The organism is Geomonas silvestris (assembly GCF_014193515.1).
In the GTDB taxonomy this organism is placed as follows: Bacteria; Desulfobacterota; Desulfuromonadia; order Geobacterales; family Geobacteraceae; genus Geomonas; species Geomonas silvestris.
The window spans coordinates 92,849-109,628 of sequence record NZ_BLXX01000014.1 but is presented as its reverse complement, the minus strand read 5'-3'; the positions used below and the strand labels follow the sequence as shown (position 1 = coordinate 109,628).

The following is a 16,780-nucleotide window of genomic DNA, read 5'->3' as shown; positions in this document are numbered from 1 at the left end:
TGCCGCCGTTGACGCTGAAAACGTCAGGCTACTGTGGTCTCGCCCTGCCCGACGACGCTCTCCACCAGGCTCAGGAACTCGTGCGTGGAGAGGCTCCCCTTCCCTTCGATGCGCCAGACCTTTCCGGTGAGCCGGCTGCGGTCGGCGGCCGAGAGGTCCATCGAGGTGAGCACCAGGATGGGGACCTCCGAGCCCGGGATCTCCCGGCTCAAACGGTCAGCGACCTCGAAACCGTTCATGCCGGGCATGACCAGGTCGAGGACGATGAGGTCGGGCGAGTTGCGCTGGGCCATCTCGACCCCTTCCAGGCCGTTACTCGCCCGGAGCGCCCGGTACCCCCTGTGCTGCAGCGCGCTCTCCAGGGTGGTCAGGGTGAGCGGGTCATCCTCGATCAGCAGCACCGTGTGACCGGAACCGGAGCCGGCGACGGCATCGTGAAGCGGAGGCTCGTCAGCGCGGCGCGCGACCTGGGTGATGGGGATGGTGAAGCTGAACCTGCTGCCGATGCCGAACTCGCTTTTCACCCAGATCCTCCCCCCGTGCAGCTCCACCAGCTGACGGGTGAGCGCCAAGCCCAGGCCGGTCCCCTCGAATCCCTTGGTGTACACCGACTCCAGCTGGGTGAAGGTCTGGAACAGCCTGGGGACGTCCTCCTCCCTGATGCCGATGCCGGTGTCCGCCACCGTTATCTCGATGAAAGCACCGTCCCTGCGCGCGCTCACCGTGACGCTCCCCGCGGTCGGGGTGAACTTTACCGCGTTGGACAGCAGGTTGAAGAGGATCTGCTTCAGTTTGCGCGAGTCCGCCTTGATGAGCAGCTCGGCCTCGGGGGCCAGGTCCAGCTCCAGGGAAAGGCCCGCCTTGACGGCCCGCTCCCTGAGGATCTTCAGCGAGGCGTCCAGGGCCTCCCTGAGCGAAAAGGTGCTCAGGTCGAGCCCCATCTTGCCCGACTCCACCTTGGAGAGGTCCAGGATGTCGTTGATGAGGGAGAGCAGGTGGCGGCCGCTGGTGATGATGTTGTTCACGTATTCCTGCTGCTTGTCGTTGATCGCCCCGAAGAGCTGGTCCTGCAGCACCTCGGAGAAGCCGATCACCGAGTTGAGCGGGGTGCGCAGCTCGTGGCTCATGTTGGCCAGGAAATCGCTCTTGGTGAGGCTGGTCTTTTCCGCCACGGCCCGGGCGTTCTCCAGTTCCAGGTTCTTCTCCTGGAGCACCTGGTCCAGCCGCTTGCGCTCGGTGACGTCGCGGGCTGCGGCGAACACCCCCTGCAGCTTGCGGTCCCGGTCGTAAAAGGTGGTCGCGTTCAGGGAGACCACGGTCTCCCGGCCGTCCCGGGTGCGTACGGTGAGCTCGAAGTCGGTGATCTTGCGCTCGTCCAGCACCAGCTTGATGCCGCTCTCGGCCCGCTCCGGCTCGGTGAAGTAGTTCCTGAAGGGGGCGCCGATCAACTCGTCGCGGGTGCAGTCGGTGAGCGCCTCCATCTGCTTGTTGACGTCGGTTATGATGCCGCAGGGGTCGGTGGTCATGCTGGCGTCGACGTTGGCCTCGAAGAGGGAGCGGGTGTAGAACTGGTGGTCCCGCAGGCGCTGGCTCAGCTGCATCTGCTCGGTCTCGATCCGGTTGCGCACCGTGTTGTCGGTGCCGATCAACAGGTAGCCGATGATGGCAGCCTGCGGGTCGCGCAGTGCCGAGATGGACACCACACCAGGAAAGCGGCTGCCGTCCTTCCTGACGTAGGTAAGTTCATAGATGTCCTCTATGCCGCGGGAAGCCTTGAAGGTCAAGGCCTCGACCCCTGGGGTGATGGGTGTGCCCAGTTCCGCGCTGAGCGCCTGGGCGCGCGTGAGCACTTCCTGGGAGTCGAAGATGTCGACCGGCGTTATGAAGTTCTGCACCTCGGCGGCGCTGTACCCCAGCATGCGTTCGGCGCCGACGTTGAAGATCTGGATCACCCCCTTGGCGTCGGTCGCGATGCAGGAGAAGCTGGCCGAATCGAATATGGCGTTTTGCAGCGCCCCCGCCTTGAGAAGGGCCTCTTCGGCCTCCCGGCGTGCGGTGATGTCGTCCATCGCCACCAGGATGATGTGCGACCCGATGTTCTCCCGACGGATCTCACGGGCGTTCAGCTGCATGACCTTGCGGCCGATGCCGGGAAACACGTGGTCTACCTCGTAGCCGTTGAAGGCGCTCTCGTTGGGGAGGATGTCCTCGAAGAGCACCCGAAGCGCCGGGATGTCCCACTGGCCGTTGCCCAGGTCGTAGATGAAGCAGCCGAGGGTTTCCTCGGGTGTGGTCCGGAAGGTTTCGTAGAAGCTGAAGTTGACGCTGAGGATCTTCAATTCCGGGCTAAGGACCACCAGGGGCTTGTGGACCGTATCAACGATGCTCTCGGCGTATTTCCGGGCCTCCTGGATCTCGTGCTCCAGCTTCCTGGCCATGGTGCCGTCCACCACCGAACAGAGCACGTAGCCATCCTTGCCTGCGCCCTCCGCGATCCAGATGCTCTGCAGCTGGCCGTAGAGCTGCCTGTCGTTTTTCCCCGCCAGCATCAGGTCGCAGCGCTGCACCCCTTCCTCGTGCAGCACCGTGGCCAGGTGCCCGGCGAAGATCTCCTTCCCCTGCTCCCCCGCCACGAGACTGTCGAAGGGTGTACCGGCCAAAAGCTGAGGCTTGCTCCCCACCAGCTGCGCTGCGGCGAGGTTCGCTTCACGGATCCTTCCGGCGGGGTCGAAGGTGAAGTAGCCGACCGGCGCCAGTTCGTAGAACTCGGCAAACCGGTTGCGGGAGAGCTCCAGCTCGCCCTGCACCCGGAGCAGCTCCTCGTTTTGCCGTTCCAGTTCGATCTTCTGCACTTCCAGCTGTTCCTGGGCCTGCAGCAGTTCGTCGTTTTGCAATTCCAGCTCGACCTTTTGCGTCTCCAGCTGTTCCTGGGCCCGGTGCAGCTCGTCGTTTTGCAGTTCCAGTTCGATCTGCTGGTTCTCCAGCTCCTGCTGGGTCCGCAGCAGCTCCAGGTTCTGCATCTCCAGCTCGCTCTGGTGCACCTCAAGGGCAGATGACTGAGTCGTGTCGATATTACTTTCCATTATTTTCTCTCTTTTCCGGGAATAACAGCTTCAGACAAACAATCTGAAACATCGCCCATTGAATGAGGCTATACCTCATTATCTGCAAAGTACACCTGAATATGTCGCAACACCGTCAAATAATGCGGATAGAGATCGGTTCCTTGCAGACTCTGACATTGCTATATTTCCCGAATTTGCTGAATAATATCTTTGAAAGGTGTACTGTTTTGTCTTGGCAGCAACTATGCCTTATGGCCTATATTCCTGACTAAGACAGATGAAGTAACCTGTACTTGGTCTATTCCAACAAGTTCAGACTCGCAATTAACGTGCCGTGGAAAAAAGGCATGAGAGCGGGCTGCAAGCCGCCGATACTCGGAGAGAATCGCCCGAAGGGTGCCGCAGTGGAGGGAGAAAACCGTAACCAGAGCCATCATATGATACGTATCCGCAACGGGTTGAGGGTACACGTGACAACGGACCTCAGGGCAGCCTGTGAGAGGGCCAGGAGTCACCGCTGCGATTGTAGCAGCGGCACTAACTGCCTCCGGAGCAACAGCTGCAGCCCACTTACCGGAAGACAGCATGGAGTTTGAAGCTTCTGGTGGAGCGACGACTAACAGGAGAAGCCGGCAGCGCTTGGATGGCGATCCTGCGGCCGTGGCATCTGGCGGCTCCGTCGCATATGACGGCCCGCTGCGGCGGCAATCCTCCCCTTCCCCGTCTGAAATTCCGGCTGGTCTCGATATATCGGCAGGTTGACCACCACTGCGATTGAGTTGTCGCCTTGGCACGCAACGTGGAATGTGAGGGGTAGCCTACGAAACCTCAGGTTGTGAAGTGAACGTAAAAACTGTCAGTCGAAAAGGAGCAACCCATGCGCATCAAATTGTTGGTACCCACGCTTTTAATCACGGCACTTAGCCTAAGCTTCGGTCCGGGATCCGCCCACGCCGCCAATGTGGCAGTCCAGATCAACGGCTACCTGCCGGCGCCTCCGGGTGTCTCAGTCCAGGTCGACGCCGGCCGCCCTTATTATGTCCAGGACGAGCGCAGGGTCTACATCGAGAAGGAGCCCCGGCATTACAAAAAGAAGCACCACAAGAAGCACGACAACGGCAACCACTACGGCCAGGACCGGCACGAAGGGCGTGACAAACACGAGGGGCACGGACGCTAACACCGTCTCCGGGGACTTCTGAAGACTTGAGACCTCTGGTGCCTCTTGAGTGCTTGGGGTCCTTTGGGTCGCGGGGATAGGCGAATTCGAACAGGCAAGACAAGGAGGACAGCATGCGCAAACTACGTCACGGAATTATCGCAGTATGCCTAGTGATGATAACGGCGCACAGCGCCGTGGCAGGGGTCAGTGTCGGCATCGGTATCGGGTTGCCCAACGTGAGCATCGGGATCAACCTGCCGCTCTACCCGGACCTGTCACCGATACCGGGCTACCCCGTCTATTACGCGCCGCGCGTTTCCGGCAACTACTTCTTCTACGACGGCATGTACTGGGTGTTCCAGAACGACAACTGGTACGCGAGCACCTGGTACAACGGACCCTGGGGTTTCGTGGACCCGATGTCCGTGCCAGCGTACGTCCTGCGCGTCCCGGTGAGCTACTACCGCCAGCCCCCGACCTACTTCCGCGGCTGGCAGTCCAATGCGCCGCCGCGCTGGGGCCAGCACTGGGGCCGTGACTGGGAACAGCGCCGCAGCGGCTGGGATCACTGGAAGCGCGGCTCCGCACCGAGGCCCGCTCCGCTGCCCACCTACCAGCGTCAGTATTCCGGCGACCGTTACCCCCGCGTCGAGCAGCAGCACCAGCTGCACAGCCAGCAGTACCGCTACCAGCCGCGCGACAAGGCAGTACGCCAGCATGTCCAGCAGATCGAACGCAAGGCGCCCGCAGCCGAGCGCGGCAAACAGGAAAGGCCCCAGGCCCGCCCGCAGCAGCAGAACAACCAGCATCCGGACGCGCGGCAGCAGGGCTCTGCCGGCGCTCAACGCCAGCAGCAGGCTCCAGCCCAGCAGTACCAGCAGAGGGAGCAGGCTCCTGCGCAGCAACAGCAACAGCGCCAGCAGCAGGCTCCGCCTCAGCAACAGCGGCAACAGGCTCCGCAGGGCCACGAAAGACAGCAAGGTGGCGGGGGACAGGAGCGCGAGCAGGGCGGCGGTCAGGAACGCGGCCAGGGGCACGACAGATAACGGGATCCGAACCGGCAACCGGGGCGGTGGTACACGGGTGCGGGAACCGGGTGCCCGGCAACCGTTCGCCCTCACGCACCGCACGATAATGCAGACACGGCTCGCCCCTACGAATTATCATCTTTGTAGGGGCGAGCTGCGTCCGGCCAAAGGAGATTGCACATGAAAAAGCGAGACGAATACGTCGAAAAACTATCCGCCCAGTTGGTCGAATGGGATAACCAGATCGAGCAGTTGCAGGACAAGGCCTTAAGTGCCACGCCCGACTCGGGCGAGGGCTACTCCAAGGCGATAGCCGCGCTCAAAACGAAGCGGGACCAGGCCGCGCAAAAGCTGCAGGGAATCTCTGCGGCAGGCGAGGACGAGTGGGAGGATATGAAGGAAGGAACCGACCGGGTGTGGAACGAAGTCAGGAGCAACCTGCGCGACGCCATACTGAAGATCAAATAGTTCGCTACGCCGGCCCCTGTGAAATGAGCCGACGACAAGGAGAGACCGGCATGAAACCTGGAAAAAGCACCTCATGGTTCACCAGCTTCGCAAAGGCGCTCGCGCGCGGTCATCCTCATCTGGATTGTGACCGGCCCGATCTTTGGTTTTTCCGACACCTGGCAAACTGATCAACACGTGAACCACGATCGTCACCTTCCTGATGGTCTTCCTGATCCAGAACACCCAGAACCGCGATTCCGAGGCGGTGCAGATCAAGCTTGACGAGCTGATCCGCGCCCACGAGGGTTGCGCACAACGCACTCCTGGACCTGGAGGAGCTGGAGGAGCACGAACTGGACCACATCCGCTCCAGTTACTCGACCCTGGCCAAACAGGCCCGCGCCGAACTGCGCAAGGGATTAACCGATACCGGCCGCCCCGACATGAACCAAAACGGGGCCCCGCGCGCGAACAAACGATCGCAGCCGGAGGGGAAGACGGGGGATACTACGACAGTTGCCGGTAGTACGATGAAATCCTTTTCCGATGAGCGCTGCTTGCGGGAGAATTCCGCTAACCGGGAGGAACCTAGTGGCGGGACGTACCATGCGCGCGGGCTGAGGACCCCCACAGCCACGCGCGCCCTACTAAAGCCAGCACCACCCACCAAATTTCCGATAAAGCCATTCGAGCTACGCCTCTTCAGGGGTCCGGCTCGGCCGGGAGCGCCTTGCCCGTCTCTATCTCGCGTTTTTCATGGTAGAGGAAGCGGACCATATAGTACTCGAACGGGTAGCCGCTTTCGTAGTAGCGAAAGCTCTGCTGGTGCCGCATGTCTACCCCTTCAAGGGCGGTCAATCCCGCGCTGTAGGCGAGGCTGTTGCCGGTTGCGGCAAAGGGGTCGACCACCGTATAGATCCCGTAGGTGATGCCGCTATCCACGGCCAGCCCCGCCGTGTCGCGCACCGAGGAAGGGCCGAAGAAGGGGAGCACCAGGTAGGGGCCGGAAGCCGCCCCCCAGTACCCCAGCGTCTTGCCGAAGTCCTGGTCGCGGCGGGCCAGGCCGAACGAGGTGGCGGGATCGAACATGCCCGCCAGCCCCAGAGTGCTGTTGGTGAGAAAGCGCCCCAGGGTGGTCGCCGACTCGGTCCCCTTGAGCTGGAAGATGCTGTTGGTCAGGTTACGCAGCTCGCTTAGGTTGTTGAAGATGCCGGAGACCCGCTTTTGGACGAAGCGGGGGGTCAGGTACTCGTAGCCTTCCACCACCGGGAGGAGCAGGTAGCGGTCTAGGTTGAAGTTGAACCGGTACATGCTCCGGTTGAACCCTTCCCAGGGATCAGCCACGTCTGCCATGCGCTGATCGCGGAATTCCTTGATCGAGTGCCAGGGGCGCACTTCCGCCAGGCTCGCCTCGCGGGTACTGGCGCACCCGGCCAGGGAGAGCCCCAGGGTAAGGACAGCTAACAGGCGCAGCATATCTCGTCTCATGGCTGCACCTCCGCTTCCTTGAAGAACCCGACCAGGCGGGCCAGGTTGTCCCGGTATTCCAGGTTCCCCAGGTGGCCGCCGCGCGGGTAGACGGTGATGCGCCCCTCGAACACGACCCGCAGGTAGTCCAGCTCCGCCTTGGTGAGGATGAAATCGTTCTCGTTGGTCATCACGCCGAACTTCCCGGAGGACTTCAGGTACCCCTCGATGCTTTTCAGGCTGAGCGACTCGATGAACGCCTCCTTGGTAAGCCCCGGCTGCTGCTTCGCGAAATAGGGGTAGAGGTACTCGTTCAGGTATTCGTAGAAGCTCAGGTGGGTGGAGACTAGGAAGTAGTCGGAGAGCGAGTCATCGGGCTTGAGCACCCGGTTTTTGGGCACCACGTAGCCGCTGTTGGTGATCACGTCCGAGGCGAAGATCATGCCGGCCAGGTTGATGCGGAAGGTGAGCCCGATGAGCCCCGCCGTCTCCTCGCGGGAAAACAGCTTCTCCTGGTAGATCGCGTAGAGGAAGTCGTCGTTGATGGCGACGTAGTTCCCGTAGCTGTAGAACTCGCTGAACCGGGAAAGCATCCTGTTGAAGAAGACCCCCTGCTTCTTGGGCCCGCCGGGAATCTGCTTCAGCATCTCCTCGATCCGGGTCACCGAGCTGTAGAGGCTGACCGGCGGGTTGATCAGCAGAACCTTTTTGAAGTTGAAGACCCGGCTCTCCTCGTCCAACTTGGCCACGAAGGCAGCCTGGGCAGCTCCCAGGCTGTAGCCGCCCAGGTAGAAGTCGGAGACCTCGATGTCGCCGGACACCTTTTCCCAGGCGATCTGCATGGCGCGGTACATATCCGCCGCGTCTTCGGTAAGGTCGCCCGGCACGCCTCCCCGGGAAGCCGAGATGATGAAATTGGCGTGGGTGGTGGACGGCAGGGTGATGACGTGGAAGCCGGCGGCGTAGAGTGCCCGCATCATGGTCATCAGCTTGAAGGAACGGTCGTTGGAGCCGGCCCCGGCGATCAGGAATACCAGCGGCGCCTTCTTTTTCTGATAGGCCAGGGTGCAGCGCAGCCCGTCGTTGTAGAAGAACACCGCAGGGGTCTTTCGATCGGGCAGCACCTTCAGCACGAGCTGCCGAAGCGGTATCCGCGCAGGCAACTCGGGCATCAGCGCCGGCGGGGTCCCCAGGATGGTCGCCTCGTAGGAACCCGTGATCGGATAACCATACTCGGGGTCCGCAGCGTGCCCCGGCAGGGGCAGACAAACTAGAATAAGAATGACAAGCAGTCTCAGGCACATGGTAAAACTCCCGGAGAGAATCCTCCTTGGTGGACGTCGACCGCTAGCGGCGTCCGCCGCCGTCGTGGTGTCCGCCGCCGCCACGCCCGCCGCCGTCGTGGTACCCGCCGCCTCGCCCGCCGTCGTCGTACCAATAGGGGAAGATGCAGCCCGACAACGTGAGACCTGCCGCCAGAACCGTTATCAGGGAAACTATCGATGATGTTTTCATTGAGTGCTCCTTTTGCATTGTTGTAAGGACCGTTGCCAGTCAGGTTCAGCTAGGGAGAACCTGAGCAGGTTACGTGCCAGGGGATGCCGAGCCGACAACCTGTCGTATTCGTTAGCTACCTTGGGTACGGGGGGCCTGCGCGGCGGGGAAGCCGCCCGTGGTAACCGTCATCCGGTGCATAACCGTCATATGTGACGGCACCACCTCGCGTGACGGATTCCGCACGCGGCTTTCACCCGCCGATCCAGCCGCCCTCCCCCATTAAAGCCCATCCTTTCGGGCCATTGGCTCCGCTGGCTCGGCTTCTCCCGCTCTGGCATGTTAGTTGCGCTATCCATCCCTGAGTTGACGCAGGCCGGGTAGCATGAGCCGGTGCTGCGCCACCTGAAGGCAACGTCGGGTAACGATCGAATAAGGGCACTACACATGGCAAGTCATCGGGACAAGGATCAGGCCGATAACGGCAGGCATCCGCTCCAGCATTCCCCAAAACCGTGGGAGGCCGAGCGCCAGGAAGCCTCCTTTGCTAAGGAAACGGAACTGCTGCGCCTGGTGGAACTGGAGATGCAGAACGCCGAACTGCGCGAGGCGAGGGATTTGGCCGAGGCCCCCGGAGCACCGAGGCAGGCGGAGCTGCCCGCGCCGGAACAGGCCGGGTCGACCTTGAGGGATAGCGAGGAGCTGATGTACCGGCTGGCAGATATCGCCGTAGATGCCATCGTCATGTTGGACCACACGGGAGTGGTCACCTTCTGCAACTCAGCCTGCGAGAGGATGTTCGGCTGCGACGCCTCCGAGGTGAACGGCAGCGACTTCCACCGATTCTTCCTCCCCGAGCGGCTCAAGGAGGCCCACCAGACCGGCTTCGACCTGTTCAGCAAGGACGGAACCGGACCGCTCATCGGCACCCTGACCGAGCTCCCGGCGCGCCGCACGGACGGCAGCGAGTTCGCGCTAGAGCTCTCAGTCTCCGCTCTCATGCTGCGCGGGGCCTGGCACGCCATCGGGATCATGCGGGACGTCACCGAGCGCAAGAAGCTTGAGGCCGAGGTCCAGGAGGCGCGGGAGTACGCCGAGAACATCGTAGAGACCGTGCGCGAGCCGCTGGTGGTGCTCGACTCGCAGCTGCGCATCCTCACAGCGAACCACAGCTTTTACGACACCTTCCAGGTGACCCGCGAGGAGACCATCGGGAATTTCATCTACGACCTGGGCAACCGGCAGTGGGACATCCCAAAGCTGCGGGTGCTCTTCGAGGAGATCCTTCCCAAGGACACGGTGTTCAACGGCTACGAGGTCGAGCACGACTTTCAGGAGATCGGCCGCAAGATCATCCTCCTGAACGCGCGCCAGATCTTTCGGGAGAACATCGGCTCGCACATCATCCTTCTGGCCATGGAGGACATCACCGAGCGCAAGCTGGCCGAGGAGCGCATCAGCGAGGTGATCGGGCAGCAGCAGGCCATCCTCGACAACATCCCCAACATCGCCTGGCTCAAGGACCGTGACGGCAGGTACGTAGCGGTGAACCAGCCATTCTCCAGCGCCTTCCTGGTGCCCCCCGAGGAAATGATCGGCAAAAGCGACCGCGACATCTACCCGCCGGAGTTGGCCGAGAAGTACGAAAGGGACTCCCGCGAAGTCATGGCGGCCGGCAGGCGCCGCTACTTTGAGGAGGCAACTGTGGACGCAGCGGGTAAAATGCGCTACCTCGAAAAGATCGAGACCCCGATCTTCGGCGACAAGGGGATCGTGATCGGCATCATAGGCATCGCCCACGACATCACCAGCCGCAAGGAAGTGGAGGTAACCCTGCGCCACGACAGCACCCACGACATCCTAACCGGCCTTTACAACCGGGCTTTCTTCGAAGCAGAGTTGGAGCACCTGGCCCAGGGGAGGAGATTGCCGCTCTGCATCGTGATGGCCGACGTGAACGGGCTCAAGATGGTCAACGACACCCGGGGGCACGAAGCGGGCGACGAGCTGATCCGTCTGGCGGCGCGGGTCATCCAGCGGGCCTTTAGGTCTGACGAGGTGGTGGCGCGGATCGGCGGGGACGAATTCGCCATCCTGCTACCTGGAGCGAGCCTGGAGGTAACGAAAGAAGCGGTGGAAAGGATCAGGCGTTCCCCCGAGATGACCGGAGGGAAGCTGAGCATCGCGTTCGGCGTGGCCTGCGCGCAAGGGAAGGATCAGGTGGGAGCTGCACTAAAGCAGAGTGACGAGTTGATGTATCTCGACAAGGCTGCTCAAAAGCCCCTCATCGACGATAAATGTGAGGATTAGCAGCGAACAGTATTCTGACGTCCAGGTCAGGGAACGAAGCGGCGAAAAGAACCACGAGCGGGGCGCGCCGGCCACCTCCACTGTCCTTTAATGGCTTGACAAGGTATTCCTCCGCCAAATGCCTGACCGTCGGCGCGACCTCGCGGGGCGGTTTTTCCCCAAGGTCCTTCCCTCCCTTCCACACCTCCCACAACTTATGGTACTTGCCTTGGCATCACCGAGGGAAACCGCAGGGTAGTTGCCCAACGCAATATACCTCCTGGCTCCGTCGATGGTGTAGATGAAGTACCAGCTCTTTACCCCCGAGGGGTAGACGCAGATCGCGAATCCGCTCCCTCCCTCTGGTAAAACTTCTTCTCCTGGGGCTTCAGATTCCTGATCATCATGTCGGTAAACTTCATAATGTCCTCCGGCCATACCAGGGTTGCTCCGTCCTTCAAGCAACCTCCAAACAACCTCTTTTACCCTGACTGTGGGTGATTTTGCTGGTAGGGCACGAAAAACACATTAACATCAAATGCTAAACTACTCAACAATTACGAATGGTTAGTGCACATGCATGACATCATACGAACGGATCGAAACCCACTTTTAATGACAAATTTAAATCAGACATAGATATCCTCCCAGATCTCCTGGTCGTCGGGCCAGGGGGATTCGGAGGCGAAGCGGACCGCCTCCTGGACCTGGGCCACGCAGCGGCTGTGGACCTCCTCCAAAAGCACCTCGCCGGCGATCCCCTCTGCCACCAGGCGCCGCGCCAGGTTGGGGATCGGGTCGCGGCTCTTCCAGATCTCGTGCTCGGAGGAGCTGCGGTACTTGGCGGGGTCGGCCATGGAGTGCCCCCGGAAGCGGTAGGTGACCGCCTCGATGAAGTAGGGGCGCTGGCGCTCCCTCACCCAGGCGGCGGCCCTTTTGGTCGCCTGGTACATGGCGATCACGTCCATGCCGTCCACCTTTTCGCTCGGGATGTCGTAGCCGCAGGTGCGCCGGTGCAGGACAGCCTCGGCCGAGGCGCGGTGCACCTCGGTACCGATGCCGTAGAAGTTGTTCTCGCAGACGAAGAGGACCGGGAGCTCCCAAAGCCTCGCCCAGTTGAGCGACTCGTGGAAGGTCCCCTGGTTCATGGCACCGTCGCCGAAGAAGCAGACGGTGACCCGGTCTTCGCGGCGCACCGCGGAGGCGAAGGCAAGCCCCACGGCGATGGGGAACTGCCCGCCCACGATGGCGTAGCCACCCATGAAGTTGTGCTCTGGGGAGAAGAGGTGCATGGAGCCCCCCTTCCCCTTGCAGATCCCGGTGGCCCGCCCGAACAGTTCGGCCATGACGCGGTTGGGGTCGGCCCCGCGCACGATGGCCTGTGCGTGGTCGCGGTAGGCGGAGAGGATGTAGTCTTTCTGCTCAAGGGCCGCGGTGCAACCGACCGCCACAGCCTCCTGCCCGGAGTACAGGTGCAAAAAGCCGGTGATCTCCCCCTTGGCGTACTGCTCGGCGCAGCTCTCTTCGAACTCGCGGCACAAGACCATCTGCTCGTAAAAGCGCAGCAGTTCCTCGTCGGGAAGCACCCCTTTCAGGCTATCGTCCATGGCTTTCCTCCCGGACCTTGTTCAAGAGCCCCCCCGCCAAAAGCTCGGCACGCTCGCGTTCGCTCGCGTTTAACAGGGTCACCACCTCGCCGCCGGAAGCTACCTGCCAGGTAAGCTCCACCCCACCCGAGGCAACCTGTTCGCGCAACCCGGAGATGCGCAGCCGGTCGCCGCGGTTCAGGCGGTCGTAGTCCCCGGGGTTTTTGAAGGTAAGCGGCAGGATCCCGAAGTTGATCAGGTTGGCGCGGTGGATCCGGGCGAACCCCTTGGCGAACTTGGCGCGGATGCCGAGGTAGCGCGGTGCGAGGGCCGCGTGTTCCCGCGAGGAACCCTGGCCGTAGTTCTCGCCGGCCACCACGGCGCCGTCCCCCTTGGCCTTGGCCCGCTCGGAGAATTCCGGGTCGACCTGCTCAAAGACAAACGTGCTGATGGCCGGGATGTTGCTCCTGAAGGGGAGCACCTTGTTGCCGGCCGGCATGATGGTGTCGGTGGAGATGTTGTCCCCCACCTTGATCATCACCTCGAGGTCGAGCTGGTCGGGGAGCGCATCGAAAGCGGGGAACGGCACGATGTTCGGGCCGGTGACGATCTCGACCTGCGAGCCCTCCTCGGGAGGCGCCTGGATCCCCGAGTCATCGACCAGGTAGCGCTCGGGGTTCTGCACCGCCGGCCAGGTGAGCAGGTCCCCCAGCTTGCGCGGATCGGTCACCACGCCGAAGACCCCGGCCGCGGCTGCGGTCTCGGGGGAGCAGAGGTAGACCCGGTCCTCCTTGGTACCGCTGCGCCCGGGGAAGTTGCGCGGGAAGGTGCGCAGGGAGACCTGGTTGGTACCCGGCGCCTGCCCCATCCCGATGCACCCGAGGCAGCCGGGCTGGTGCACCTGGGCCCCCGCCAGAAGGAGCATCATGAGTCCGCCTTTGTCCACGACGTTCTCCAGCACCTGCCGGCTCCCCGGGTTGATGTGGAAGGAGAGCCCGGGGGCGATGCGCCTCCCCTCGAGGATGCGGCAGACCGTCATCAGGTCACGAAAGGAGGAGTTCACCGAGCTCCCCACGATCACCTGGTCCACCTTGAGCCCCTCGATCTCGGCCACCCGCACCACGTTGTCGGGCGAGGAGGGGCAGGCGATGAGCGGCTCCACCTGGGAGAGATCGATCTCGTCATGGTCGTCGTAGGTCGCGTCGGGGTCGGCGGCGAGCTCCCGCCAGCACTCTCCCCTCCCCTGCGCCTCCAGGAACTCGCGGGTGCGCTGGTCGCTGGGGAAGATGGTGGTGGTGGCGCCCAGTTCCGCCCCCATGTTGCCGATGGTGGCGCGGTCGGTGGCCGACAGGGTGGCGACGCCTGGACCGTAGTACTCGATAATCCGCCCCACCCCGCCCTTCACGCTGTGCCGCCTGAGCATCTCGAGGATCACGTCCTTCCCGGAGACCCAGGGGCGCAGGGCGCCGGTCAGCCTGATCCCCCAGATGCGCGGGCAGGTGAGGTGGAAGGGGTGCCCGGCCATGGCGAGCGCCACGTCGAGCCCGCCGGCGCCGATCGCCAGCTGCCCGAGCCCCGCGGCAGTCGGGGTGTGCGAGTCGGCGCCCAGAAGCGTGGTCCCCGGGACCCCGAAGCGCTCGAGTTGCACCTGGTGCGAGACGCCGTTACCCGGCTTTGAGAGGTAGATGCCGAACTTCTGGGCGCAACTGGCCAAGAAGGCATGGTCGTCGGCGTTCTTGTTGTCGGTCTGCAGGAGGTTGTGGTCGACGTACTGCGCTGCGAGGTCGACCTTGACCCGTGGCACTTCGGTCGCGATGAACTCCAGCATCGCCATGGTGCCGGTGGCGTCCTGCAGGAGCGTGTGGTCGATCTTGATGGCGATCGGCTGCCCGGGTATCAGTTTTCCCTCAACGAGGTGGCTGGCCAGGATTTTGTTTGCCAGATTCTGTCCCATGATTGATCCTCCCGACCGGTCCAGTCACAAAACGTGAGCAGCTTAAGGACCGGATCTTGGTTGTTTTGTCACAGAGGCTGTTGCCTTCAGGCTTGTTTCCTTCTCGAAACTGCTGCTGATGGTGCTATGAGGATCGAGCGCCCTGTGTTTTACAGATCGTGCGTACCCTGCACCGCGAGGTTGCCAGTCATAAACGGCACGTCACCATATCAGATACATGATACCACCAATCCTCTCTCTTACAGGTAGTGCACTCGCCTGGCGGTGTGGGGAAAACCGTGTGGGTGCCGATCTGCAGCTGCCAGATGCCAGGCGCAGCTCGCACACCCGGAAGGGGAGAAAGCGGGGATTATTCCAGCAACAGTTCTTTGAGCACTACGGCGTTGTTGTGCTCGATGTCCCGTGCGGCGTAGACCAGGGTGACCCGCCCCCCGGCAGCCAACTCCCGCAGCCTGTCGAGTTCCTCACGGTGGGCCGTAAGCTCCTGGCGGTAGCGCTCCCTGAACTCGGGCCAGCGCTGCGGGTCGTGGCCGAAGAAGTGGCGCAGTTCGTCGCTGGGGGCTATCTCCTTGAGCCAGTCGTCGATGTGTGCCTTGTCCTTGGAGAGACCGCGGGGCCAGAGCCGGTCCACCAGGATGCGCCTGCCGTCGGCCTCCTCGGCCGGGTCGTAGATCCGCTTGATACCGATCATCACGCTCAGAGCTCCTTCAGGTTGCCGAATTCGCACCACTCGAGAAAGTACTCGGGTGATTCGACGAATTCGCAGATATTCTCGATGATGTTGAGATGCAGCTTTTCCTCGGCGGCCAGGTTGAGCAGCAGCTCCCTCACTTCGGGCGAGCCTTGCTCTTCGGCCGCCCGGTTGTAGTAGGCGATGGACTCCTCCTCGGCGCGGATCGCCAACCGGTAGGCGTCGTGATCGGGAGGGGCTGCCAGCTCGCGGTCCAGCTCCCGCTGGGCCAGCAAGGTCTGGAAGATGTTCCGGGCCTGCTCGGCCACACTTTCCTTCCCCGTCAAAAGCTCGACCCGGCGCTCCTTGAGCGCATCGTAGTGCGTCTGCTCGGCCTGGGCCAGGAGCGTGAAGAGGGTCTTAAGCTCGCGAGAGTCGGTTTCGGCTGCCAGGCGCTCGTAGTAGTCCCTGCCGTCGGCCTCCAGTTGCAGTGCCTGATCGATGACGTCCATATCCACCCCCTTTCTACCCGGGCACGCGGTACCACCCGATGCGCTGCAGTTTGGGAAATGACGCGGCAAAGCGCGCTCCCCCGCGGAGCCGCTACAAGGCGGAGACCGCCCGCTTCATGCTCTGCTGCACGGCATGGGCGAGTTCGGTGAGTTGCGGGTTGCCGACCAGGGAGAGCGCGGCGACGGGGTCCATGGCCATCACGACCGTGCGCGAGTCGGAGACGGCGTAGATGGCCACGTTGCAGGGGAGCAGGGTCCCTATGTTGAGCTCGATCCCGAAGGCCTGGTAGGAGAGCCCCGGGTTGCAGGCCCCGAGGATGAGGTAGTTGCGAAACTCCTTGTGCAGCTTCTCGCGGAACTTCTGGGTGATGTCGATCTGCGAGATGATGCCGAAACCCTCTTTCTGCAACTCCTCCTGGACCCGGCGTACCGCGTCGGCGAAGGGGAGCGCCACCGTCATCCCGAAGGCATAGGGGGTGGTGATCGGCTCGGAATCTTCCTGTTCCAGGGACTCGGCCCGTTCCTTGAGCATCAGCACCTCTCTTTGCACCTGTGCGGGGAGCTCGTTTGCGAGCTGGCGTTCGGCCTCCTCGTCCTTGGGGGTCCAGTCGAGCTCGATGGTCAAAAGCTGCGGGGCTGCCGGGTTCTGGGCGGCCGAGGCGACCACGCGGTTCACCACCCGGCCGCTGAAACCGGGATGTTCCAGGAGGAAATAGTGGATCTCGCCATGGGTCCGGTCGATCACCACCTTCTCCTTGATCAGCATCCCGTCGCGCTTCACCTCGCGCAGCACCCCGTTACCGTAGTGTTGCAGGATGCGGGAATGGATCACCCCCGGGAGGTAGCTTTGGGGTTGCTCCACCTTCTCGATCATAAGTTTCCACACCGTATCGAGGGCGGCGGCGACGGAACAGCTATAGGAAATCTTCGGCATGATGGGCTCCTTACACTGAGACCCGGACGCACCGGGTCGCGGAAACGGCCTGAAACCTCCCGGCCCAACCATAACTTTACCCGATAGTCATACAGGAGCAACGCACACTGCTTATTTTTTCATGTAGACATGCACATTTTGCTACAGGAGGGGCCACCCTGGCAATAGC

Annotated in this window: 16 protein-coding genes; 6 read left to right on the top strand and 10 right to left on the bottom strand. The window is 62.4% G+C overall.

The window, feature by feature from the left end:
- Positions 1–23: 23 nt before the first annotated feature.
- Positions 24–3,083, bottom strand: a complete 3,060-nt coding sequence (locus GMST_RS18865) for a PAS domain-containing sensor histidine kinase (protein WP_183356254.1) — start codon at positions 3,081–3,083, stop codon at positions 24–26.
- Positions 3,084–3,942: 859 nt separating this feature from the next.
- Here GMST_RS18865 and GMST_RS18860 point away from each other — a divergent pair.
- The 5 genes from GMST_RS18860 (at position 3,943) to GMST_RS22735 (ending at position 6,231) form a co-directional block, all read left to right on the top strand.
- The gene (locus tag GMST_RS18860) at positions 3,943–4,245 is read left to right on the top strand and encodes a hypothetical protein (protein ID WP_246399877.1); all 303 of its coding nucleotides are present in this window, start codon (positions 3,943–3,945) and stop codon (positions 4,243–4,245) included.
- Between the two features lie 113 nt (positions 4,246–4,358).
- Positions 4,359–5,273 (top strand): hypothetical protein, encoded by a 915-nt coding sequence (locus tag GMST_RS18855; protein WP_183356253.1) that lies wholly within the window; start codon positions 4,359–4,361, stop codon positions 5,271–5,273.
- A gap of 162 nt (positions 5,274–5,435) precedes the next feature.
- The gene (locus GMST_RS18850) at positions 5,436–5,723 is read left to right on the top strand and encodes a sll1863 family stress response protein (RefSeq protein WP_183356252.1); all 288 of its coding nucleotides are present in this window, start codon (positions 5,436–5,438) and stop codon (positions 5,721–5,723) included.
- A gap of 57 nt (positions 5,724–5,780) precedes the next feature.
- Positions 5,781–5,987, top strand: a complete 207-nt coding sequence (locus GMST_RS22740; RefSeq protein WP_443093447.1) for a low affinity iron permease family protein — start codon at positions 5,781–5,783, stop codon at positions 5,985–5,987.
- A complete protein-coding gene (locus GMST_RS22735; protein ID WP_443093446.1) occupies positions 5,911–6,231 on the top strand; it encodes a low affinity iron permease family protein in 321 nt (106 codons plus the stop codon). Before GMST_RS22740 ends, GMST_RS22735 begins: the two co-directional genes overlap by 77 nt.
- A 176-nt stretch (positions 6,232–6,407) precedes the next feature.
- On the opposite strand, the gene GMST_RS18840 is transcribed toward GMST_RS22735, so the two are convergent.
- Genes GMST_RS18840 through GMST_RS18830 form a run of 3 tightly spaced genes read right to left on the bottom strand, consistent with a single transcriptional unit; the run spans position 6,408 to position 8,687 of the window.
- The gene (locus GMST_RS18840; protein WP_183356251.1) at positions 6,408–7,193 is read right to left on the bottom strand and encodes an MlaA family lipoprotein; all 786 of its coding nucleotides are present in this window, start codon (positions 7,191–7,193) and stop codon (positions 6,408–6,410) included.
- Positions 7,190–8,476 carry an alpha/beta fold hydrolase gene (locus GMST_RS18835; RefSeq protein ID WP_198424576.1) on the bottom strand — a complete coding sequence of 429 codons (1,287 nt, stop codon included), beginning with the start codon at positions 8,474–8,476 and terminating at the stop codon, positions 7,190–7,192. The genes GMST_RS18840 and GMST_RS18835 overlap by 4 nt, the downstream gene beginning before the upstream one ends.
- A gap of 43 nt (positions 8,477–8,519) precedes the next feature.
- On the bottom strand, positions 8,520–8,687 hold the full coding sequence (locus GMST_RS18830) for a hypothetical protein (RefSeq protein WP_183356250.1): 168 nt from the start codon (positions 8,685–8,687) through the stop codon (positions 8,520–8,522).
- Positions 8,688–9,113: 426 nt separating this feature from the next.
- Here GMST_RS18830 and GMST_RS18825 point away from each other — a divergent pair, with 426 nt between their 5' ends.
- The gene (locus GMST_RS18825; RefSeq protein ID WP_183356249.1) at positions 9,114–10,976 is read left to right on the top strand and encodes a PAS domain S-box protein; all 1,863 of its coding nucleotides are present in this window, start codon (positions 9,114–9,116) and stop codon (positions 10,974–10,976) included.
- Positions 10,977–11,063: 87 nt separating this feature from the next.
- On the opposite strand, the gene GMST_RS22665 is transcribed toward GMST_RS18825, so the two are convergent.
- From GMST_RS22665 to GMST_RS18795, 6 genes are all read right to left on the bottom strand, one after another.
- Positions 11,064–11,393, bottom strand: a complete 330-nt coding sequence (locus GMST_RS22665; RefSeq protein ID WP_183356248.1) for an Arm DNA-binding domain-containing protein — start codon at positions 11,391–11,393, stop codon at positions 11,064–11,066.
- Between the two features lie 191 nt (positions 11,394–11,584).
- Positions 11,585–12,562: a pyruvate dehydrogenase (acetyl-transferring) E1 component subunit alpha gene (gene pdhA, locus GMST_RS18815; RefSeq protein ID WP_183356247.1), complete on the bottom strand. Its 978-nt coding sequence runs from the start codon at positions 12,560–12,562 to the stop codon at positions 11,585–11,587.
- Positions 12,552–14,495 carry an aconitate hydratase gene (locus tag GMST_RS18810; RefSeq protein ID WP_183356246.1) on the bottom strand — a complete coding sequence of 648 codons (1,944 nt, stop codon included), beginning with the start codon at positions 14,493–14,495 and terminating at the stop codon, positions 12,552–12,554. Before GMST_RS18810 ends, pdhA begins: the two co-directional genes overlap by 11 nt.
- Positions 14,496–14,844: 349 nt before the next feature.
- Positions 14,845–15,186: a DUF488 domain-containing protein gene (locus GMST_RS18805; RefSeq protein ID WP_183356282.1), complete on the bottom strand. Its 342-nt coding sequence runs from the start codon at positions 15,184–15,186 to the stop codon at positions 14,845–14,847.
- 5 nt (positions 15,187–15,191) lie between these two features.
- Positions 15,192–15,677, bottom strand: a complete 486-nt coding sequence (locus GMST_RS18800) for a ferritin-like domain-containing protein (protein ID WP_183356245.1) — start codon at positions 15,675–15,677, stop codon at positions 15,192–15,194.
- Between the two features lie 91 nt (positions 15,678–15,768).
- Positions 15,769–16,611 carry a DUF302 domain-containing protein gene (locus GMST_RS18795; protein WP_183356244.1) on the bottom strand — a complete coding sequence of 281 codons (843 nt, stop codon included), beginning with the start codon at positions 16,609–16,611 and terminating at the stop codon, positions 15,769–15,771.
- Between the last annotated feature and the right edge of the window lie 169 nt (positions 16,612–16,780).

Bases quoted from the DNA above. Each gene is read 5' to 3' on its own strand.
- GMST_RS18825 (WP_183356249.1), top strand. From the start codon at position 9,114: ATGGCAAGTCATCGGGACAAGGATCAGGCCGATAACGGCAGGCATCCG.
- GMST_RS18835 (WP_198424576.1), bottom strand. From the start codon at position 8,476: ATGTGCCTGAGACTGCTTGTCATTCTTATTCTAGTTTGTCTGCCCCTG.
- GMST_RS18830 (WP_183356250.1), bottom strand. From the start codon at position 8,687: ATGAAAACATCATCGATAGTTTCCCTGATAACGGTTCTGGCGGCAGGT.
- GMST_RS18840 (WP_183356251.1), bottom strand. From the start codon at position 7,193: ATGAGACGAGATATGCTGCGCCTGTTAGCTGTCCTTACCCTGGGGCTC.
- GMST_RS18795 (WP_183356244.1), bottom strand. From the start codon at position 16,611: ATGCCGAAGATTTCCTATAGCTGTTCCGTCGCCGCCGCCCTCGATACG.
- GMST_RS18800 (WP_183356245.1), bottom strand. From the start codon at position 15,677: ATGGACGTCATCGATCAGGCACTGCAACTGGAGGCCGACGGCAGGGAC.
- GMST_RS18850 (WP_183356252.1), top strand. From the start codon at position 5,436: ATGAAAAAGCGAGACGAATACGTCGAAAAACTATCCGCCCAGTTGGTC.
- GMST_RS18860 (WP_246399877.1), top strand. From the start codon at position 3,943: ATGCGCATCAAATTGTTGGTACCCACGCTTTTAATCACGGCACTTAGC.
- GMST_RS18865 (WP_183356254.1), bottom strand. From the start codon at position 3,083: ATGGAAAGTAATATCGACACGACTCAGTCATCTGCCCTTGAGGTGCAC.
- GMST_RS18805 (WP_183356282.1), bottom strand. From the start codon at position 15,186: ATGATCGGTATCAAGCGGATCTACGACCCGGCCGAGGAGGCCGACGGC.
- pdhA (WP_183356247.1), bottom strand. From the start codon at position 12,562: ATGGACGATAGCCTGAAAGGGGTGCTTCCCGACGAGGAACTGCTGCGC.
- GMST_RS18810 (WP_183356246.1), bottom strand. From the start codon at position 14,495: ATGGGACAGAATCTGGCAAACAAAATCCTGGCCAGCCACCTCGTTGAG.
- GMST_RS18855 (WP_183356253.1), top strand. From the start codon at position 4,359: ATGCGCAAACTACGTCACGGAATTATCGCAGTATGCCTAGTGATGATA.
- GMST_RS22665 (WP_183356248.1), bottom strand. From the start codon at position 11,393: ATGGCCGGAGGACATTATGAAGTTTACCGACATGATGATCAGGAATCT.